The sequence below is a fragment of the Neoroseomonas terrae genome, from assembly GCF_018129025.1.
GTDB lineage: Bacteria > Pseudomonadota > Alphaproteobacteria > Acetobacterales > Acetobacteraceae > Neoroseomonas > Neoroseomonas terrae.
Genome location: NZ_JAAEDI010000019.1, coordinates 116,646 through 137,531, shown reverse-complemented (window position 1 = coordinate 137,531; position 20,886 = coordinate 116,646). Strand labels below are relative to the sequence as shown.

18 protein-coding genes are annotated in these 20,886 nt (G+C 66.8%); 12 read left to right on the top strand and 6 right to left on the bottom strand.

Going from position 1 to position 20,886, the window contains the following annotated elements:
• The 5 genes from GXW78_RS18305 to GXW78_RS18280 form a co-directional block, all read right to left on the bottom strand.
• A partial coding sequence (locus GXW78_RS18305) for an AAA family ATPase (protein WP_211870283.1) occupies window positions 1-1,832 on the bottom strand: 1,832 nt, incomplete at its 3' end.
• The gene (locus GXW78_RS18300) at window positions 1,829-2,953 is read right to left on the bottom strand and encodes a metallophosphoesterase family protein (RefSeq protein ID WP_211870282.1); all 1,125 of its coding nucleotides are present in this window, start codon (window positions 2,951-2,953) and stop codon (window positions 1,829-1,831) included. The genes GXW78_RS18300 and GXW78_RS18305, both read right to left, overlap by 4 nt.
• A 14-nt stretch (window positions 2,954-2,967) precedes the next feature.
• A complete protein-coding gene (locus tag GXW78_RS18295; protein WP_211870281.1) occupies window positions 2,968-8,871 on the bottom strand; it encodes a DUF3320 domain-containing protein in 5,904 nt (1,967 codons plus the stop codon).
• Window positions 8,872-9,419: 548 nt separating this feature from the next.
• Entirely contained in the window at window positions 9,420-10,409 is a 990-nt protein-coding gene (locus GXW78_RS28050; RefSeq protein ID WP_408904198.1) for a Bug family tripartite tricarboxylate transporter substrate binding protein, read from the bottom strand.
• A gap of 78 nt (window positions 10,410-10,487) precedes the next feature.
• On the bottom strand, window positions 10,488-10,652 hold the full coding sequence (locus GXW78_RS18280; RefSeq protein ID WP_211870280.1) for a hypothetical protein: 165 nt from the start codon (window positions 10,650-10,652) through the stop codon (window positions 10,488-10,490).
• 685 nt (window positions 10,653-11,337) lie between these two features.
• Between GXW78_RS18280 and GXW78_RS18275 the strand changes: the two genes are divergently transcribed.
• Window positions 11,338-12,552 (top strand): tyrosine-type recombinase/integrase, encoded by a 1,215-nt coding sequence (locus GXW78_RS18275; protein ID WP_211870279.1) that lies wholly within the window; start codon window positions 11,338-11,340, stop codon window positions 12,550-12,552.
• Window positions 12,542-13,099: a hypothetical protein gene (locus tag GXW78_RS18270; RefSeq protein ID WP_211870278.1), complete on the top strand. Its 558-nt coding sequence runs from the start codon at window positions 12,542-12,544 to the stop codon at window positions 13,097-13,099. The genes GXW78_RS18275 and GXW78_RS18270 overlap by 11 nt, the downstream gene beginning before the upstream one ends.
• Here GXW78_RS18270 and GXW78_RS18265 read toward each other — a convergent pair.
• A complete protein-coding gene (locus GXW78_RS18265; RefSeq protein WP_211870277.1) occupies window positions 13,096-13,287 on the bottom strand; it encodes a helix-turn-helix domain-containing protein in 192 nt (63 codons plus the stop codon). The two genes, GXW78_RS18270 and GXW78_RS18265, sit on opposite strands and share 4 nt — an antisense overlap.
• A 166-nt stretch (window positions 13,288-13,453) precedes the next feature.
• On the opposite strand from GXW78_RS18265, the gene GXW78_RS18260 reads away from it, so the two are divergent.
• From GXW78_RS18260 to GXW78_RS18215, 10 genes are all read left to right on the top strand, one after another.
• On the top strand, window positions 13,454-13,630 hold the full coding sequence (locus tag GXW78_RS18260; RefSeq protein WP_211870276.1) for a hypothetical protein: 177 nt from the start codon (window positions 13,454-13,456) through the stop codon (window positions 13,628-13,630).
• A 36-nt stretch (window positions 13,631-13,666) separates the two neighbouring features.
• Window positions 13,667-14,023 (top strand): hypothetical protein, encoded by a 357-nt coding sequence (locus GXW78_RS18255; RefSeq protein WP_211870275.1) that lies wholly within the window; start codon window positions 13,667-13,669, stop codon window positions 14,021-14,023.
• Between the two features lie 66 nt (window positions 14,024-14,089).
• A complete protein-coding gene (locus tag GXW78_RS18250; RefSeq protein ID WP_211870274.1) occupies window positions 14,090-14,404 on the top strand; it encodes a hypothetical protein in 315 nt (104 codons plus the stop codon).
• Window positions 14,401-14,859, top strand: a complete 459-nt coding sequence (locus tag GXW78_RS18245) for a hypothetical protein (RefSeq protein ID WP_211870273.1) — start codon at window positions 14,401-14,403, stop codon at window positions 14,857-14,859. Before GXW78_RS18250 ends, GXW78_RS18245 begins: the two co-directional genes overlap by 4 nt.
• A gap of 117 nt (window positions 14,860-14,976) precedes the next feature.
• A complete protein-coding gene (locus tag GXW78_RS18240; protein ID WP_211870272.1) occupies window positions 14,977-15,366 on the top strand; it encodes a hypothetical protein in 390 nt (129 codons plus the stop codon).
• Window positions 15,363-15,686: a hypothetical protein gene (locus GXW78_RS18235; RefSeq protein ID WP_211870271.1), complete on the top strand. Its 324-nt coding sequence runs from the start codon at window positions 15,363-15,365 to the stop codon at window positions 15,684-15,686. The genes GXW78_RS18240 and GXW78_RS18235 overlap by 4 nt, the downstream gene beginning before the upstream one ends.
• Window positions 15,687-15,857: 171 nt before the next feature.
• Entirely contained in the window at window positions 15,858-18,092 is a 2,235-nt protein-coding gene (locus tag GXW78_RS18230; protein ID WP_211870270.1) for an AAA family ATPase, read from the top strand.
• A gap of 688 nt (window positions 18,093-18,780) precedes the next feature.
• A complete protein-coding gene (locus GXW78_RS18225) occupies window positions 18,781-19,506 on the top strand; it encodes a hypothetical protein (protein ID WP_211870269.1) in 726 nt (241 codons plus the stop codon).
• Between the two features lie 69 nt (window positions 19,507-19,575).
• Window positions 19,576-20,124 (top strand): hypothetical protein, encoded by a 549-nt coding sequence (locus GXW78_RS18220; protein ID WP_211870268.1) that lies wholly within the window; start codon window positions 19,576-19,578, stop codon window positions 20,122-20,124.
• Between the two features lie 462 nt (window positions 20,125-20,586).
• Entirely contained in the window at window positions 20,587-20,856 is a 270-nt protein-coding gene (locus GXW78_RS18215; protein WP_211870267.1) for a hypothetical protein, read from the top strand.
• Window positions 20,857-20,886: the final 30 nt, after the last annotated feature.

Genomic DNA, 20,886 nt, shown 5'->3' with positions numbered 1-20,886 from the left:
TGCGCCCATGCGGCGTTCAGCTCGGCCAATACCGTCTGAGCATTGACGAAGGCCGCGTCGGCGCCATCCTTCAGTGGTTCGGCCTCGCGGAGCGCCAGCCTGGCGGCATCGCGGCGTTGCTCGGCCTCCGACAGCGCGCCCCGAACGGCCGCCGGATCGGCGTCAAGCTCGATGGATTCGGCGGTGGCGTGGGCCTCCTGGTGGGCGACACCCTCGCGCAGCTTCGCCAGCCCCTCGGGCGCGAGAAGGGCGAGCCGGTCGCCCAGCCCCTTCAGTTCCACCTCCAGCCGCTGCCCGTCGAGTTGCCGCTTCTTCGCAGCCGCCAGGCTGTCGAGCCCCATGGATGAGAGCAGCGTCGAGCGCTTTCCTTCCAGCTCGCCGAGGCGATCGGTGCGCTTCGCCGGGCGATGAGACCGCAGCGTCATGGTGCCGACGCCGGGTATCGCCAGGACCGCCAGCTCGTCGTAGCTCCGAGCCTCGTCCGCTTCGAGCGGCGCCCCGTCCATCAGGATTCGATGGCCGGCCTCGGGCGAATAGGCGATGGCGACGGTCGGACGGGCGGTTTCATCGATGGCGCGCTGCTTGGCGATCTCGACCTCCAGCATCTCCAACTCGTCGATGGCCTTCGCCGGCAGCTTCTCGATCGCGAGCCTCGCCTTCGCCTTGCCGATCGCCGATTCGACCGTCTCCGCCTCGGTCAGCAGCTTTCGCAGCTCGTCCAGACGTTCGGCTGCCTCGCGCGCCTTCGTGGCCACATCGAACTTGGCCACCAGTTCTCGCGCCGCCTGCTCGGCGGCTTCCGCGGCCGCCACCTCCTTCCTGGCGGCGTCAATGGACGCCGCTGCCGCATCACGCCTCGCCACGGCCTCGCCACGCCGCCGATCCGCCTCCCGTTGCCTCTCCCGCAACTCGCGCGCCGCCGTGAGTGCCTCGCCGAACACCTCGACCTCGCGCAGGGCGCGGTCGCGACGTTCCCGGACGAGCGCCAACTGGGCTTCCGCGGCCTTCAGGGCCTCGCGCTGTGCCCTCGCCGCCTCGAAGGCCGCCTCGGCCGCCTCGATGGCCTTACGTCGTTCGGCGCGGTCCTCCGGGCGGTCGATCTCGGCCAGGCGCCTCACGGCCGATGCGCGCTCCGTCAGCGCCTCGCGCAGCAGCGCGACCTCGGCAGCGAGCCGGCGCTCATCCGCCCGGAGTCGGTCGCGCGCCTCAATCGCCGCGGCATAGCGCCCGCCGGCCTTCGGCCGTCCCATCGCGGTCACGAGTTCGCCCAGGGCGTCGTTCGTGGCGGCCATGATGCCGCCCATGCGCCTGCCGCCGGTGACGGCCTCGACCTCGCCCTGCACCGATTCCAGCAGGCCGAGCCGGACCTGCCTCTCGCCGTCTTCCTCCGCCTTGCCACGCTTCTCGAGACCAGTGATGCCCTGGCGCACCCAGAGCAGCCCTCCGGGGCCATTGACGCCGCCCTTGGTCAGGTCCGCGATGAACCTCTCGGCCTCGTCAGCCTGGGCGATCATCCGGCCGGTCGCCAGATCGCTCACCTGGGCCGAACGTCCTCCGTAGTACTGCTTCGTGATCCGGTAGCACGCATCGCCGACCGCGATATCGGCTTCCAGCAGGGGGCTGCCCCCACTGTAGGGGCGCAGCCGCTGCACATCGCCCGGCGTGCCCGAATGGGGCTGGAAGAACAGCGCGTGCAGCGCCTCGAAGCTGGTGGACTTGCCGAATTCATTGGCCGCGCACAGCACGTTGACGCCGTCGCCGATGCCCTCGATGGCGACGCCGCGCCCGGCGAAGCGCTTGACGTTGAACAGGCGCAAGGCGGTGATCTTCATCGGGCGATCTCCTGCGCGAAGGAATAGAGCCGCGCGAGCGCCTTCCACGCGACGTCGCGGTCGGCCGCCGAGCGGCTGTCGTCCCTGGCTTCCGCGAGCAGCGCGTTCGCCGCCTCGCGCAGCGCGCCTGCCTGGTCGATCTGGTCCAGATCCTCGACCTCGCATTCCGTCGCGAGCCCGGTCTCATCCAGGTCGAGATGGGCGAAATCCGGCGCCGCATGCCTCGTGGCCGCATCGAGCGCCGTCCGCCCGGAGATCCGGCTGCGGCCTGTTGCCAGGATGCGGGCCAGCGTCTGGCGCCGTTCGCGCGCCGGCGGGAGCAGGGTCTGCAGCCTTGCCACGGGGTCGTCGCCGTCCAGCAGATGCAGCGGCAGGGAGAGCCAGGCGAAGCTCGCCGTGGGCAGCGGCGTCGCCGCGGGCAGGGCCGAGGCGCCCGCGATCTCGATCAGCAGGGCTTGGCCCGGCTGGTCATGCTTGAAGCGATCCGGCTCCGGCGAGCCGCAGTAGCGGGTGTGCGGATCGACCTCGAGGGCGCCGTGCCAGTCGCCGAGCGCCAGATAGGCAAGGCCCGCGCGCCGGGCGCGGTCGGGTGCGATGACATCGGTGGCCGCACCTTCCTCGGAAAAGTCCCGGATCGGGCCATGGGCGAGCCCGATGCGGATCGCGCCCTCGGGCGTCGCCTCGTCGGTCATCCAATCCGTCAGGTCCCGCCCGGGGCGCCGCGTCGTGCAGGGCGCGGGCAGCAGGACGACCTCCGGCGCGAGCGTGATGGGCCGGGGCTCGGTGGCAAGAGTGACATTCGCCGGCGCTTCGGCGGCCAGCAGGTCCCAGAGCTGGCTCGCCTGGAGTGAATCGTGGTTGCCCGGCAGCAATACCCAGCGGACCGCGCTGTGATGGGCCATTTCGGCCAGCGCCTGGCGGCGGACATCCGGCGCCGGCGTCTCGGTGTCGAAGGTGTCGCCGGCAATGAGGATGGTGTCGGCGCCGTTCTCCCGCGCCTGCTGGCCGAGGCGTGCGATCGTCGCATGCCGCGCCTCCCGCAGCCGGCTGGGGAGGTCGCCGGAGAAATTGCCGAAGCGCTTGCCGAGGTGCAGGTCGCTCGAATGGAGGAAACGGAACATGCCACTCCGAGGGTCTAAGCGGGATTGATATGGAGCCGCGCCCGCGCGATGGCTTCGTCGAGCCGGGCGCGTGACACGGCGGCGAGCCTTTCGACACCGAGGAGCCGCGCGAGATCTCGCGCAGGATCCTGCTCCGCCAGGAGCGCGGGATTGGCCAGCACCAATGACGCCAGTTCGGCCAGCGGGATCTCCGAAACCGGCCGGCGCGCTTCCTCGTCGGCCGGCGGCCGAAAGGGCAGGATCTCGACGACGGCGCCCTTCCGCCACAGGAACTCCCCGCTCGATTCCGCGGTCCTGTCCACGTCGTGCAGGAACATCGCGATCTGTTCGCGGATGCGCGCGCCCGTCCGCTGCCAGCCATGGGCCCGGGAGATGCGCTGCGCGAGCGTGTCCGTCCGCAAGGGGCTCTCGGTCTCGACGATCGCCGCAATCATGCGGCCCAGAACCTCCCGGTATCCGAGCTCGAAGAAGCGGTCAGGATCCGGTCGGAAGGGCGAGAGGTCGATGGGGGCGTAACTGAGGGTTCCGCCGGCCGTGGGCGTGGATCGCTCGCGCCACGAAGGCGCGATGCCTTCCTCCATGCGCACCGCTCCGGACTTAAGGGCTGCGTCGGCTTCCTCTCGGTGCATCTCGAACCGGCCCGGCGTCACCTCCATCACTCGATAGCCGTCGAGACCTTTCCTGTTGAGGTGGCCTTGGGCTTTCTCCGCGCTCGTGAACCATTTCGGCGCACCGTCAGCACCCATCAACGCAGCAACCGGTTCGACGACAGCAGCGGGTGCCACGGACTCGTCATGAGCGGATGGGCCGTGCTCGTCCTCATCGCCCTGCTCGTCATCCTCCTCGTCGTTTTCGTCAGTGCCTTCCTCCTCCTGGTCGCTGTCCTCCTCCTCGTCCTTCTCGTCCTGGGCGGATAACCGCGCCCTGCTCTCTGCCAGCAGCTCCTCCAGGCTGGCATGCAGCCGGTCGGCGCATCCTTTCGCATCGAACCACCAGTCCGTGGACCAGACGCGGAGGATGCTCCACCCCAGCCCGCGCAATACCTGCTCGCGGACCTTGTCGCGGTCTCTCGCCGTGGCTGAGCCGTGATAGGTGGCGCCATCGCATTCCACGCCGGCGAGATAGGCTCCGGCCAGGTCGGGATGGCGGATGCCGAGATCGATCCGGAAACCCGATATCCCCACCTGCGGCACGACGGACCAGCCTCGCCGCTCGAGATGACCGCAGACGGCTTCCTCGAAGGCGGAATCGAAGCCCCCGACCGATCCGATATCCTGGGCCGGCAAGGCGATGGCGCCACGCTCCGCGAAGTCCAGGAAGGTCTTCAGATGCCGGACCGCGACGGCCTTGGTACGGTTCACGTCGATATGGTCTGCGGTGAAGCCGGAGAAGATGATCAGTTCCCGCCGCGCGCGCGTGACGGCGACGTTGAGCCGCCTTTCTCCGCCGTCACGGTTCAGCGCCCCGAAATCCATCGCGAGCTTGCCGGCCGCGTCCTTCCAGAAGGTGATCGAGAACAGGATCACGTCTCTCTCGTCACCCTGCACATTCTCCAGGTTTTTGACGATGGTGGCCTCGACCCGGTCCTCGGAGAAGAACCATTCGAGTTCGGGATCCTCCCGCCGCGCGGCGTCGAGAAGATCAAGGATCAGCGACTGTTGCTGGGCGTTGAAGGTGATCACGCCCAGGGTGGGCCGCTCCTTCTCCGGCAGGCGCAGCCAGCGCTTCATGCGCGCGGTTGCCTCGGCGGCGACTGCCTCGGCCTCGATCCGGTTTGTCCGGCTCTTGCCCCGATCGTAGATGCCGTGCGGCACCTTGCACAGGCGCACCGCGCGGTCCTCGACAGCCGGAGAAGGGAAGGTCACCAGCCGGTTCTGATAGTAGTGATGATTGGAGAAGGCGATCAAAGACTCACTCTGGCTGCGGTAGTGCCACCGCAGGTCGCGCACCGGGATGCCCGCCGCCCGTGCCTCGTCCAGGATGCTCTCCAGATCCTTCTCGTGATCGGCGACCTCCTCGTCGTCTTCATTGCGTCCGAAGAAGTTCGTCGGCGGAAGCTGCTTGGGGTCGCCCACGATGATCGTCTGGCGCGCGCGGGCGATCGCGCCCACGGCATCCCAGGTCGTGATCTGCGAGGCTTCGTCAAAGATCACCACGTCGAACAGCGCCTGATCGGGGGGCAGGTACTGCGCGATGGAGAGCGGCGACATCAGCATGCACGGCGCCAGCTTGGGGAAGTTCTGCGGCATCCGGCCGATCATGTCGCGGATCGATTGGCTGGGCCGCTGCAGCTCCATCTGGTGGCGAAGCAGGCCGAGTTCCGAATTGCGGGACACGCTCTGCACCGAGGGCAGCCCGTGCGCCAGCGCGGCGATCACGCGCCTGCTGGCATGGGAGCGGACGAGGTCGTCGATCTCGCGGAAGTCGCCGATGGCATTTTCGTGCTGGAAGCGCCGGAAGTCACGCAGGACGGGATCGCTATCGAGCACCTTGGGCAGCCACCAGCGCGCATAGCCGAGACGCATCGCCGCCCTGGCCTGGCCGGGCTGGATTTCCCCGCGCTCGACGAGTTCGACCAGCGGGGCCAGATGCCGGGCGGCCGCACGGCTCCGGACCCGGCACCAGGCCGCCCAGTCCCGCAGCAGATGCCGGACCTCGGGCAATGTGCCGACCTTCGCGCCGATGGCCGCGAAGCCGGACTCTCCGGCCGCTGCGTCCCGTCCGGCGACCTCGTTGAATTCGCCGAGAGCCGCGCTGAAGCCGCTGGACGCCGCGATCACCCGTTCGCCCGATAGTAGCAGCGCATCCTTCTCCGGCCCCTCGCACAGCAGCCGCAGCATTGCGTCCCGGTTCAGCTCCGGGAGATGCAGGGCGTCGCGGAGCCCGCGCGCCGCATCGAGGATGTCTTCTGCGGCGCCGAGATCGCTCGCCAACCCTTCCGTCGCGAGCTTCCTTGCCGCGAGCAGGTTCCGGTCGAGCGCCAGCAGGTTCGCCTGCATGCCGCGCAGCAGCGGCAGGTCGCGCTCCACATCCACCTGGCCCCGCCCCGCAAGGCCCTGCAACAGCTTCGCGAGCCTGCGCTTGCCCAGGGCGGAGTTGGGCCAGAAGGCCGCCGTGGCCTGGCGCCACTGCAACTCCAGCCCCTGGATGTCCAGGTCGCGGATCGTGGCCTCGGCAAATCCGGCCGAGAGGCGCTGCTCCGCTTCTCGATAGTCCCGGACAGATTGACGGAAGCGGGCGAGTGCCTCGGCGCATTGATCGAAGTCCGGATCGAAGGCGACGGACAGGTCTTGGCCGCGGCTGCGCTTGAGTGCGGCGGCGAGACGAACCAGGGGTTGGATCTCGGCTTGCGACACGAATTCCCGCGATGTCAGGCCAAGGCTGGCGCCGTAGGCCTGGATGGCGGCGGTCAACAGATCGGCGGCGTTGCGGAGGGTTTGCGCCGCCGCGAGCAGCCTCTCCTGCCAGCCGGCGCTCCACTCCTTCGCGTCGACGAGGTCCAGCACCGGACGACGCTCGACGGCGGCGAAAGTCTGACCAAGCTCGCTGGCCAGTTCTTCGAGTTCGCGCAGCGTCTGTGCGTCGTGTCGGTCCCCATCGGGCCAATTCAGGGCCGGAGCCGGTTCGCCTTCCGCCTTGAGAGCGGTCCCCAGTGCGAGGTAGGGCGTCCAGCCATTGGGGTATGGCCTGTGCAGCGCCTCGACATAACCGTTCAGCTCGTCACGCCGCAGCCGGAGGCGCTCGTTGACGGCGATCCATTCGGAGGTGTTGTCGGCCTGGCCATGCTCCCAGGCGCTCTTCAATTGCTTCAGGAAATAGCGGCGGTCGGCCTTGTTAGAATGCAGCTCGATGCAGTGGTCGCCCAGCCCGTGTTCCCGCAGGCGGCGATAGACGACGTCGAGCGCGGCGGTCTTCTCAGCCACGAACAGCACGGTCTTTCCCGTGGCCAGGCAATTGGCGATCATGTTCGCGATGGTCTGGCTCTTGCCTGTGCCGGGCGGCCCGATGATGACGAAGTCGCGGCCTTCCGCGGCGGCCATGCTGGCGGCGGTCTGCGAGGAATCGGCCGGAAGGAGGCTGATGATCTCCGAGGGCGCGTAGACGCGGTCCAATTCCCGTTCGTCGCGAAAGGCCGAACCGCCGCCCTGGGCCGTGTGGAAAGCCTGCTCGGGCGTATCGAGCAGATGACGCACCACGCGGTTTCCGCGCAGGGCCTCCGAGCGTTCCGCCAGATCCTTCCACATGAGGAACTTGGCGAAGGAGAAGGTGGAGAGCGCGGCCTCGTCCAGAACCTCCATACCGGGCACGTCGCGGACGGCGTGCCGCATCGTCGCCAGGAGGCGCGGCACGTCGATGCCCTTACTATCCATCGGCAGCTCTCCCCCCGCATAGGGGAGCTTCAGGTCGAACTCTCGCTCCAGGAACTGGGCGAGTGTGGCATTGAAGCGCGGCTCATCCTCATGGAAGCGGAGGCTGAAGCGGGAACTCGCACTGCGCCGTTCAAGCTTGACGGGAAGCAGGAGGAGAGGAGCCCGATAGCTGCGCTGGTCCTCGGGCTTCTTCTTCCAGCGGAGAAAGCCGACGGCGAGGAAGAGGGTGTTGGCGCCGCCCTCGGCCAGATCGTTGCGAACCTGCCGATGGAGGTCGGTCAACCTTGTTTCGAGTTGTCTGCCGTCCAGGAGCGAGGGGAGCTCGTCCCGGCGCAAAGCGTCTTCAGCGAAACTTCCGTAGAGATCCTTACCATGGGTTTCGCGGTGAAGCGTCGGATCGCGCTCCCCGATGGGGTTCTGCTCGGGAAGCGAGATGATCTTCAGCGATGCTCCAATGGAGAGCCGATCCTCCATGTGGGCGACGTCCGTGCAGAGAAACGGGATCGTCTTCGCCGAATCGGGAAAGTTGAGCTGCCGGTTTCGAAGCGTGAGGTCGAGCAGCTTCTTCTGCCACCGGTCGAGGCGGCCGCTCGCCGTGACGGGCTTGACCTCCACGACCTCGGCCGGCAGGTCTGCGAAGGATGGTTCGGCCGGTAGTGGAAGGTCTTCAGCCGTGACATCGCCGACGGTAGCGCCCTCGGCTTGCGTGAGGCCGCGCCGCGAGGGTTCGTGCGACGCAAGTGGTGTGATCCCTCCGCTGCGGGCACGACGGACATCGATCGCGGCACGGAAAGATCCGGCCTGTTCCTCGCTGAGGCGGGGTGCGAGGAGGCACTCCGCCGTTTCCATCGTCATGGCAGGACGATGCGTCACGCCCGTGGTCTCGAAGGCGATCAGTTCGCGGGACGCCAGCGCTTTCCGGACCTCCATCGGATCCGTCTCAATCATACCGGGCAGGGTTTTCTGCGCCAGCCAGACGCCGACCGCGGCATGCCCATCGAACATCAGGATGACAGGGTGCAGGCCCGCGGCCTCCAGAGCGGCGGAAAAGAGGAGCGTTGTGTCGAGGCAGGTCGCGAGCCCATCCTCAGCGATGACGGTGGGCCTTCTGATCTTTTGCCCGCGCATCTCGAAACTTGCCGGTGGCTCCGCGTAGTGCAGCGCCATATTGGCGATCGCGGAATAGACGGCCGCAGTGAGCATATAGGCGCGCTGCGGGCTTTGCGATTGGTAGCCGTCGAGGCTGCTCGGATAGCCGTGCGCCGCGAGCCGGTCGGCTGCGGTCCGCAATAACCGGGCGACGGCCGGGTCGTTCGGCATGACAAACGCGGGGAGGAGTTGTGCCATATCGCTGACGCCGCCCCACTCGTCGCGAGCAAGGAGCCTCACCTGGACACGCTTCTCCACAAGGATCTCTCCTGCCGAGGAGAGTACAAACGTGATTTCGCCTCGCTCAGCCTCATTCAGGCCAGCCAGATACCCCGCGTCTAACTCGATTTTGCGGTCGCTGAGCGGAAGGATGTCGCCCGATTTGAGTTGATCAATCATCCAAGTTCTTGGCCGAACAAATGGCGGAGAGGAGGACAATTCCAACCGGCACTGTTCCAAACTGCGCTTGGATCCGTTTTTAATTCGTACTGAGCGGAGAATTGGAACGGAATTTTGAAATGATGCATAGGTAAAAACTGCGGGGCTATCGACGTCAATCTTGATTGTATCTTCGATACTAGAGCCAATTATGTTAAATTCTTCAACTTTGACACTGGCAACAATTTCCATGAGACGCCTCCCGCAACCTTCACGCTAGCGTGGATTTTTGTAAGGGAAAAGTATCATATTTTAGACATTTGCAGCGTGTGCGTGCGCTCGCTGGCCTTTGGCAAGTTGTAGACCGGCGTCGGGCGTTACCAGGAGAAGGCGGCGCCGTCTGAATGATGAGCTCCCGCGTCCGCTTTGCAGATTTGGGGCTCCCGGACCGGCTATTCCGCTTTCGGCCAGCTTCAGACCGTGTCGCGGTCGTGCCCAAGCCAAAATTCGACCGATTCAAACCTCGGCTGCCGCACAAAGAGGTCGGCCAGGCTGGCGTGTCCTGGCAGCTATTCGGGCCGAATGCCGACGCGCAGGGCCACCTCCCGCCACGTCGCGAGCTCGGTCCGTATCCGGTCGGCAAAGGCAGCGGGGCCGGCGAAGTCCGGGACGGCCGCCTGCGTCGCCAGCTTCGCGCGCGCATCCTCGGTCTTCGACAGCGCCTCGAGGTCACGCGCCATGCGCGCGACCAGTTGCGGCGGCGTGGCCGCCGGCGCCATCAGCCCGAACCAGACGCCGGAATCCGGCACCGGGAAGCCGAGTTCGGCCATGGTCGGCACCTCCGGCAACTCCACCGCGCGCCGCGGCCCGAGAATCGCCAGCGGCCGGATCTGGCCCGCCTGATACGGTCCAACCGCGCCCGCCATGCCATGGGCCAGCAGGGGCACGCGGCCGCCGATGACGTCCTGCATCAGCGGCGCCGTGCCGCGGTACGGGACATGGCTCAGCGAGATGTCGAGGGCGCCACACAGCGTCTCACCGCCGAAATGCCCCGTCCCGCCGACGCCCGTCGTGCCATAGGCCAGGGCGCCCGGCTGCGCGCGGGCGGCGGCAACCACCCCGGCGATATCCCGCCACGGCTGGTTCGCCGCGCACCAGAAGACATTGGGCGCGGCGCAGAAGGAGCCGACGGGCGCGAAGCTGTCCGGCAGCGTATAGGGCAGGCTTGGATGGATCGCCCCGTTCAGGACGACGGAGTTCGACGCGAAGACAGCGTGTGCCCGTCCGGCGCCGCGCGCGACACGCCCTCCGCCGCGACAGATGATGCCGCCCCTGCCCGGTTCTCGACGACGACGGTCTGGCCCCAGGCCGCCTGTAGGCCGCTGGCCGCCACGCGGCCGATGAAGTCGGTGGGCCCGCCCGGCGGAAAGCCGATCAGCATGCGGATGGGGCGGTCGGGCCAGGTCGGCTGCGCGGCCGCCCGCGCCGCCAGGAGAATACCCGGCGCGGCCAGCAGCGCCCGCCGCGAGGCAGTGGCGTCCATCGTCTTTTCCTCCCACACCCGGGGTCGCGATGCCGCGCCCCGGGTCCTGTCTGGAGGCTAGCGTCCCTACGGCGGAGGACGCCAGTGCGCCACCTCAGCCACCAAGTTCCTGGCGGACGAGCCTCACCCAGAAGCCGATCCCATGCGGCAGGGCCGCATCGTTGAAGTCGCAGTCCAGCGCGTGCAGCCCATTCGCCGGCGCGTCGGACCCGTCGCCATTGCCGAGGAAGATGAAGGTACGGGGCTCCGCCCGCGCCATCTACGCGAGATGTTTCCCGCCCGCGACCAGCGTGGTGTCAGCATCTACCTGCACGTCGCGTGAAACCCCGTTCTAATCACGGGTGACGGCGAGTACCTCTTCCGACTTGGCCTATGCCGTGGTTCCGCGCTGACGCGCAGCCCGTACGACAGCGCCTCCGCAATCTCCTGCCGAGTGGCTTAGCGTTCGCCCTCCGGCATCACTGCAGGAACATAGGTCGCCGCGGCGGGGTCCGGCACTACGGCCGCCATAGCGCCATCGATCTTGGTCATCGGCAGGGCCGGCCCGCGCGGCAACCGCAGCTCTCGCGCCATCTCGGCAGCCGCCAGAGCATCCGGTCCCCCCGCACGGTCGGGCAGCCCCCACCCATCCGGGTCCTGGCGGGCACGCCGCAGTGAAAGCGTTCGCCGCCGGTCGCTCCGATCCACGCCCGGCCAGGCACCCGTTGTGGGAACAGTTGTGGGATGAGTTCCGAAAATCGCCCGGAAAGCGGCAGAATAACTTGGAAACTGGCGGAGGGGATGGGAGCCTAACCGTGGTCCCGGCGCATCCCGATCGGTTCCCATCTCCCTTCTAAGCAATTGATATTGGTAGCGTTCTCCCAACATCCCATCCTAACTCGTCTCGCCGCATCTCGCCCCAACGCCACTGTGGCGCGGGTAAAAACGCGGGTAAAGGAACTGGGATGAAATTAAATCGCTTGAACGCCATCCAGGTGAAGAACGCTGGCCCGGGGCGCCATCCGGACGGTGGCGGGCTCGCGCTCCTGGTCGGCACATCGGGCTCACGCTCCTGGGTTTTCCGATACCGGAGGCCCGGCGGCGCAGGTGAGACCAGCATCGGGTTCGGCAGCGCCGATGTCGTGGGATTGAAGGATGCGCGGGAGAAGGCCGGCGAGGCTCGCGCTGCGCTCGCCCGCGGCGATGATCCGCAGGCGATGAGGACCCGCGAGGCGCCGAAAGCGACTCCAACCTTCAAGGAGGTTGCGAGGGACTACCTCACCGCCATGACGCCTTCCTGGCGCAATGCGAAGCACGCGGCACAGTGGGGCACGACGCTCGAAACCTATGCCTATCCGACGATCGGCGATCGTCCCGTGGACGCGATCACGGCGGAGGATATGTTGACGATCCTCTCGCCGATCTGGAGCACAAAGCCCGAGACAGCGACGCGCGTGCGTGGTCGCGTTGAGGCTGTCCTAGATGCCGCATCGGCGCGCGGCCTTCGCTCCGGCGACAATCCCGCGCGGTGGAAGGGCGCAATGGCGCGGCTCCTTCCTCCGCGCTCGCGGGTCGCGACGGTGAAGCACCACGCCGCGGCCGCCGCCGCCGATGTTCCGACAATCGTGAAGGTAATGACTGCGACCCGCGGCTCCGCTCCCTTGGCGCTTCGTTTCACGATCCTGACCGCGGCGCGGACGGGCGAGACGATCGGCGCGAAGTGGGGAGAGATGGACCTCAAGGCGAAGGTCTGGACCGTGCCGGGCGAGCGGATGAAGGCGGGACGGCCGCACCGGGTTCCCCTCTCCGCCCCTGCCCTCGCTGTGCTCGCTGCGGCTGCGGAGATGCGCCTGTCCGACGATCCGGCTGCCCCGGTCTTCCCGTCTCGGGGCGGCGCGGGCCACCTGTCAAACATGGCGTTGGCGATGATGCTACGGAAGAAGGGATTTGCCGGCCTGACGGTGCACGGTTTCCGCAGCACCTTCCGCGACTGGTGCGCGGAGCGCGGAGAGGATTGGACGGCCGCAGAAATGTCGTTGGCGCACACGGTCGGCGATGGTGTTGTTCGGGCTTACCTGCGAAGCGATCTTTTGGACCAGCGGCGTGCGCTCATGACGCGATGGGGCGCGTTCTCCACCGGAACGAAGGTGAAGAAGGGAGCGGCGGCAGATGGCGAGTGAGACTGACGACCTCATCGACCGCATCGCCGCGCTCGCCGCGGAGGCGGAGAGGCTGCGCACGGTGCCGCGTTACGCCGGCCGCGCCGATGAGGTCGCGAAGGCGCTGGACGCTGCGAAGGCCAAACTCGCTGCCGTGCTCGCCGGCTTGTCCGGCGAGGTCGCCGCCGCCGATGCGGCGAAGACCGCCGCCGCGGAGAAGCGATCCGCCGACGCTGTTGCAGCCGGCAAGGCGGGGGGCGCGGAGACGGCAAGGCGGCGGGCCGCAGGCTTTATCGGTGAGCCGAGGGAAATCGAGCCGCCGATCTGGGAAGGCGACGATGAGCCGCCGATCGAATGGCGCACCAGCGTGGAGCGGGCGATCCTGCATCGGCGCCGGCTGGCAGGGCCGAGCCCGAACATGACGCAAATCCTTCGCGCCGTCGCGGCCGCGAGCGGGCTCACCGAGGCGACGATGCGGCGGCGTTGGTTCGGCAGTCCGAAGACGCGAAAGGCAATCCTCGCGCTGCCGCTGTTCCTGCATCCGCCCCGTCGCAAAGATGATGGCTAGCCCTCCTTCGCCTCACCATCACCACCATCACCACCGACCAGGCGCGAGATTTCGGCGGCCGGCACCAACGTCCTGCCGCCGACGCGGCGGACCCGGAGCGTGCCGGCGCTGATCCAGCGGTAGAGGGTCGCCCTGCCGACGCCGAGCAGCTTAGTCGTCTCTGCGATGCTGTAGGCGATGCGCTCCATGGCGGGAGTCCCGTTCCGTCTCGCTCCGTTCTAGCCGCGACGTTGGTGCAGCGCCGGATAGGGCATCGAGCGTCGCTCAAACGCCTATCCTCACAGCACGTCGTGACTGCGCTTGGATGATCATGCGTGCGGGCCATTCCGCACGCTGTTCGTTGGAGATGTGAATATGCCTGACACCGATGAGCCTATCGATATTGAGGAGGCGATCAGACAGATGATCCGGGACGCGCTGGTGCCAATCGCAGCCCGCGTGGAGCGTCTTGAGGAAGTGATCGGACGCCTTCGTGAGGCCGCTCTCGCGGCGGAACAGGACCGCCTCAACACCGAAATCGAAACCGCCTGAACCCAACCGGCCCGCGTCGCGGTGATGCCGCGGCGCGTGCCGGCGATCGAAGGAGAAACCGACATGCCTAAGAACGACGACTTCATTGACTTCCTGCATGACCAGGTGGGCCTCGACAACCTCGCTTCTGCGGCGGCCAGGGGGCTTTCCGAGACGGCGCTTGCGGAAGCCCTCGAAACGCACGCGGGAAACCACGGCGTGACGGTTGATCCCGCCGAGGTCCGTGCAGCGGCGGTGATGCTGGAACCGATCGCGCGGAGCATCCAGCGCATGTTCGACGTGCTGGAAGCCAACCGGCGCGAGCCGGCGCCCGCCCCGAACGGCCGTGAGCCGGATCGGCGGGGTGATCCGCGTCGTGGCCGCCGTCACGACGACATCGCCCTGGACGTGTGACGACCGGACGCGCCGGTGGGGCTCGCCCTGCCGGCGCGTGCTGGCGCAACCGATGGAGGATGGAGAATGCGCGAACTCGACCCGCTGGGCCTGGGGCCAGCGCTGCCGCCGCAGGAGGTAGCCGACACCGGTGCCTTGCTCCTGCACATGCTGGGCTGCTGCGATCTTATCGAAGCGGTACAGCAATTTCCTGCGCCCGATATGGGCTTCGCGTCGGCGCTGTGGCGCAAGCACGCGGTCGCCGCCTACCCGAGCCCGGATGGGCGCGACGAAGACAACGACCGGCCGCTGCTGCGCCGGTTCATCACCGCGAACATGGGCAATCTGCACGCGGCCGCGCTGCTGCTCGCGAAGGTCGCCGAACGGGGAGGCCGGGCATGAACTACATGGCGCCCGATTTCCCGCCCAAGTCGGCGGAGCGCACCCTGTCACGCCGGGCGCGGAGGACGCTCAACTCTGCTGGGCTGCTGCTCGGCCTGGCTGAAAAGCATCGCCAGCTTTTTGAGGTCAAGGACGAAGCGCCTGACGGCTTCCGTGATGACCTGCTGATTCTGGCAAATGATGAGGCCGACCAGCTGTGGCCCGCCGGAAACGGCTTCCGCAATTCCGAGGTTGCAGAGAATGTCGCCAACGCCTGCGGCGACTTCTACTGGGCTGAGGCGTGCGAGATCATGCGGAAGAACTCGATGGCCCATAGCCGGGCGGTCCAGTCCGTCCGGCGCCTCAAGCAGGACGACATCGACGGCATGTCCTCGGTTCAACAGGCGGAACTTGAGGACATGGTCGAGCACGTCGATGGGCTTCTGATGTTCGCGAGCCGGCCGAAGGATATTTGATAATACTTGACACCGAAAGGCAGGTTCGTCCTGCCTTTCGATTCCCGCCTACTTAACAATATACGCCAAAGACAGTTCCGATCTATTCTCCGTGTACTGTAACGCGGAGTAGCGTCAATGAAAACACGATGGGTTATGCAATTGCCGCTCGGCGCTTTGGAGCCATATGAGGCAGCACTCTACACTGGCAGCGCGAAGAATACGCTGATGGCCTATGTCGGATTTAAAGATGGACCCGACAATTACAGGCTGGCCACCCGCTACCCCTTCCCCTTCTTTTTCACGCCCCGCGACCTCGATGCGTGGCTGCAGAAGTATCCCTACAGAGGCGACCCGCCCGGCGGCAGGCCAGCCCCAGGCGCGCGCCTGCCGCCGCCCCCTCGGGTCCAGGAGGTCGCGCCTGTCGAGATCACGGTGCGGCGGCGCATCTACCCCCGGCCCGCCGCGAAGGCGGCCGCCGCCTTCGCCGCTGCCGCTGCTGCCGCCGCGCGGAAAGACCGGCCATGAGGCTGGAAGGCCGAAAGCCCAACGAGCCAACAGAGGCCCCCGCGGTGGGGCTGGCGCTGGCGGAGGCTCGCGCCCTAGGCGCCGCCATCCGTCTCCGCGCGCAGGCCGTGGCGCGGCTCGATCAGAACACACTGGCCGGTGCAGCGACGATCGCCGTGGCGGTCGGCGGTCTGGCCGGTGGGGTCGGAATGCTCGCTGTCGCCCTCGCCCAGGCTGGACGCCTCGATGCCGCGCAGCGGGTTGCCGAGGCCTGCAACGGGCTGCCCCGCGAGGTGCTAGCCGCGCTGGCCGATCGAACAGTCAGTGGAGCATTGGAATAAAGAAGCGCCCCGCCGCGGGGGACGTGGCGGGGCTTAGTTACTTGCGTTGGATCAAAAACACCCGAACCTCGAACGGAGGATCAGATGAACAAGTCAAAGAAGGCGACTAGCGGGGCGAATATTACCCGGACCGAAGCTGCGCCGTCTACGCCGAGCATGGCCGTCCCCGCCGTGATTTACATTCGGCGGGGCTTCTCGCTGGTCCCGCTGGAAGGCAAGCGCCCGACGCAGACAGGCTGGTATCTGCCGGGCCGCCTGGTGGTCACGGAAGACGCCGCGCGGGAGGTCTTCGGCGCCGTCCCGCCGCCCAACATCGGCTACCACCTGGCCGCCTCGGGCGTGGTTGAACTGGACCTCGATGCGGTGGAACTCGCCCGCAAGGCCCTCGGCGCCGCCGGGGTGAGCGTCGCGGCGCTGATCGCCTCGGGCTGGGCGATTCACGGGCGCGGGACGCGGATCGTCTTCGCTGCGCCAGAGGGCATGACGCTGCCGACTTACCGCTTCACGATCCCGGACCCGACCCCGGACAAGCCGCATCGCCGCCGCACCGTCTTTGAGCTGCGCTCCGGCTATGACGCGAAGGGTGAAGTCATGAACCTGCAATCGGTCGCGCCGCCCTCGGTCCACCCCGACACGGGCAACCCCTACCGCGCCGGGCCGATCCGCATTGCCCCGCTGCCGGCCGGGCTGCTGCGGCTCTGGCAGGGCTATGAGGCCATGCTGCCGAAACTGCGCGATGCGCTCGGCGTGCCACCTGACGACCCCGGCGACGACACTGCGGGGGAGAACACCCTGCCGTATCGCTCGCGCTACCGGAACCACTTCAACGCGGCGGTGACGGCGGAGGGCATTCTGGAAGATAATGGCTATGAGCAGCATGGCGACCGATGGAGTGGCCCGGGCTCGCGCGGCAACGCCGGCATCAAGCACATCCGCGGCACCACGGACCTCTACTTCTGCCACGACACCGACGATCCGCTGCGCGGCCTGTTCGATCCCTGGTCCGCGTATGTGCGCCTGGAGCATAGTGGCGACCTCGCGGCCGCGGAGGCGGCAGCCGCGGACTATGTCGGCGGCGGCGATCCGGAGAAGGCGAGAGCATTCACCACCAGCCTGTCTCCTTTCCGCGCGTTGACGGACGCGGAGCGCGCGACGGCGGAGGCGCGCCAGGGGGACCGGGACAAGATTGCGCGGCTGACCACCTCGCTGCAACGGGGTGACGGCGCTTTCTACCTCGGGGCTTTCGAGAGCACCGAACTCGCAATGGACCGGCTGCCCGCCCGCTACATCGTCCCCGGCATCCTGCCCGCCGGCATGGTCGGTGCGCTGGTGGCGCTGCCGAACACCGGCAAGACGGCGCTGGCGATCGGCCTATCCGCGGCGGTCTGTCTCGCCCGTCCGGTCGCGGGGCTTGAGCCGATCGAAGAGGAATGCGGGATGGTCGGCTACTTCGCAGGCGAAGATGCGACGGGCGTGCACCACCGCTTCCGCGCGCAGCTAGAAGCCCTCGGCATTGAAGGCCGGGACGGGCTCCGGCAGGCCGGCTTCTTCGTCATGGACAGCCTCTCCGCCCGGCTCGGCGACCCGAAGGCGACGGCGCAGATCATCGACGTTCTGCGCCTCACCGAACTCCGGCGGCGGCGCCCGTTCCGTCTGTTTGTCTTCGACACCCTCGCGCGGCATCGGGCACCCGGGCTCGATGAGAACAGCGCCGCCGACGCGGGCGATATGATGAACTCGGCGCGAGATGTCGCGCTGGCGTTCCCGGGCGCCACCGTCCTGGTCCTGGCGCACCCCGGCCGGAAGGAGACGGATCGGCTGCGCGGCTCGATGGCGTTCGATGGCGACCTGGATTTCATCCTGATCCTGGAGCCGACGAAGACGGATGCGAAGAACACGCTGCCGGTCCGGCCGAAAGATGCGCCGCAACCAACCGGAAAGGTATCGACCCTCAAGGGCACGAAGTTCCGGGCGGATGCGGTGGACGGGCACCTGCTCACCGTCCGCCTCGCCCGCGTGGACGGGCGCGAATGGCTCAACGTCCGATATCCGAGCGGGCGTGTGCAGGAAGGCTCGGCGCTGATCGTCGACAATGTCGAGGCGGCGCGCGCGAAGGAAGACCTTCCGGACGTGAAGGAGGCGGGCAAGGCAGATCGGCGGCGTGCGGACCCTGAGGATGACCGGGCGATCCTCCGTGCGGTTGACGCAGCGGGGAAGGATGCTTCGCAGCGGGACCTTGCCGAGGCGGTGGGCGTTGCGCTCACGACCTATCAGCGGGCGATTGCCCGGCTGGTGAAGACGGGGCTGCTCCGCGTGGCGACGAAGGGGGAGTCGAAGGGGAAGACGTTCATCACCCGGGCAGGCCGCGCGGCACTCGAAAAGGCCGAAGGCGTTGTGGAAAAATAGCGGGTCGCGCGACCCGGTATTTTCGAACGAGTCAGATACCGGGTCGCCTCTCGCGGGATGCCAAGGAAAAATCGAGGAAATCCGCGGCATAGCGCGAGCGACCCGGTATTTAGGCCAGGACCCGCTGTGGTTTTCTATGTCTCACTTCGCGCTAAACCAGGGAAACGGCGGGCGACCCGCTATCAGCGACCCGGTATCGACCCGGTATTTTCGCCCCCTCGCGACCCGCTATCCCGCGCCCCTTCCCCCCTTAGGGGGAAGGGCGGGTAGGGTCAGGGCCGGCCGGGTCGGGTCGGAAGGAGAATCAAACCACCCCGCCGTGTCCTTCCCCGGTTTGGCGCGCGATCCCGGCGCTCAGGCTACGTCGCCGGCCGTGATTGGGCTCGGCGCGCATGGCCCCTCGCCGCCGGGCTTGCTGGTTGGTCCACCAAGATCGTTCCGGCCCACTAGCCCCAATTTAGACGTGGGGCGGGCCCTAGCCCTAGACACCCGGGGGGGCCTCCAACTTGGGAGGGGGGTGGGTCCCCCAAACCGGCGGGGGTTGTCGATCTTCGAGTTCAACAGCCGGGAAGTCAGCACCATCCCCCAAATACCGCAGTGCCAATCTTTCCACTCTGGCCGTAGCACCGATACCATGTGCCTGTGGCTTTCTGCTGCCGAGGGTTTCTAAGATAAAGGCGAGGTGCTTGTGACGTATCGCATAGCGCTGGTGCGGTTCACGCCGGACGAACGGAAGTATCCTGTTAACTGTCCCCGCTCGGATATCAATGCCGGCGAACATGTCATTGTGCATATGCCCAATCGCGCCGAGAAGTTGCGAAATGCCGTCGTTGATGAAGTTCAGTTTCTCAATTGGAACTGCGTTAATACGATCATTGGGGTTGAATCAGAAGTCACTTACCTTCCGAATCAGGAGTATACGGTCAATCGGAGGCCCAAAAATACATCGGTCCCGGACACCCCTCAGGACGTGGGGCGCGCGCTCCTTGCGCGCAACTGGAGATTGTATCACCCCTCATCCAATGTGTGGCGAGGAGTCTACCTCAAGACGACCCGTCAGCGTACTGCACTCATCGCCTCCCGAAAAAACGGAATCGATTTCCAGATAATACAAGGTTCATTGCCGCATACCGAAGGCAGGAAGATTTACATATCCGTCGGTAATGGAAAATTTGTTCGGCATTCTTATTACAATTCAGGTGTCGACCTTTACCAGTACTGCCTGGACTTCGCCCAAGCCGCCGAAGATCTGTCAAACGATTGCGCGCCGTTCTTCGTCTCGAAAGGGGAGCGTAGGCCCAAGGGCTCATGGGAACGCAATGATCTGAAGGATATCTACGACGCCATCACGGACGGCCTTGGAGGGTCGGCTTATCTCAGCGACGACGTCTGGATCCATCGATCAGATTTCTAGGTTCCGTCGCACAGGCGACGAACACCGCACGCTCGCCCGGCAGCCATTCTCGGGAATATCCTCTCGACCATGACGAACTTTGAGACGAAGCCCGACGGCGCCGTGCGCGAGGTCTACGAAGGCTCCCGCGGGCAAGTGCAGAAGGACCCGAACAATTCGCTCGCCGCCGCCACCGCGGCGCGTGCGGAGGCCGAACTGATGCGGCGAGGCCTGATGAACCCGAAGACGCGCCGGCTCATAAAGCAATGGACTTCGGGCGAGGTCGAGGACGTCATGCAGCCCTTTATCGCCTTGTCGAAATCCGTCCCCGGCAACCAGCGCCTCCCGCTTCGCGGCTTCACGTCCGCTGGCGGTGCGAAGCGAACGGGCGAAATGTTCATCGACGCTTACACGGGGGTGACGACCGATCGCGTCAACTTCGTGCTTGTCGCCTACGCCAAGAAGAGGGGTGATGTGCCGTGGTTCGGGCTCTACGACATGAGCCAGGGCGGCCGGCGAAATCGGAACCCCGGCGACGCGGGCGGTCTGTCGCCAAACGATGCGCTTGAAATCTTCTCCCCCGCCGATCTTGTCGCGCGCGGCCTGCCGATCTGGAAAGACATCATCAAGCGCGCCTGATCGGCTCGCTCAGATGCAACCGCGATCGGCGCACACCTCAGTCGCCGCCGAGGCCTCCGCCGGTCCTCACTACACCCCCGGAGCCTAGACCTGTGCCGGCGCTCATCGGACGCAGCCCTCTTGCGCCGATCGCGCGCGCCGGCCAGCCCGGACGCGGGGCTCATTCGCCTATTGCGGGAATTTCTATCTGACAATTCTACCGAACCCGGGCGATCCCCGGAGAACAGCGCCTAGGCCCCTCCGGCCTTCCCCGGCCCCCGAAGGGCCGGCCGGGCGCTCGGGCTGTGCCGGCGCGTGCGGGAACTGGTCGCCCGACCTATCCCCACGCGGCCGCCACCAGCGCCGCGGCCGTATTGGGAGGAACGGGAAGAAGCCCCGCGTCCGGACGATCCCGCCTGCGCAGGCAGGCGCGCCGTGCTGCTGCTCGACCAGGCCGACTGACACCTCTCCGGCCACGTCGCCTTGTCCGACAACGTCACCCTGCTGCTGCCGCTGCCGGCTAAATGGACCGAGCTGAACGTCGTGGATAACGTCTGGCAGTTCATGCGCGACAGTTTGCAGTCGAACCGGGTGTTCCACGACAACGACGGTATCGTCGATCACTACTGCCACCACCGGCAGCGCCTCGTCGATCAGCCGTGGCGCATCATGTCCATCGGATTGCGCGAATGGGCACATGTGTTTCGATCAGCAGGAATTGGTATTAGAGCCCACCCCGCAAGTTTGGACTGACGCTGAGGGCTTTGCTACGAGGCGGCGGAA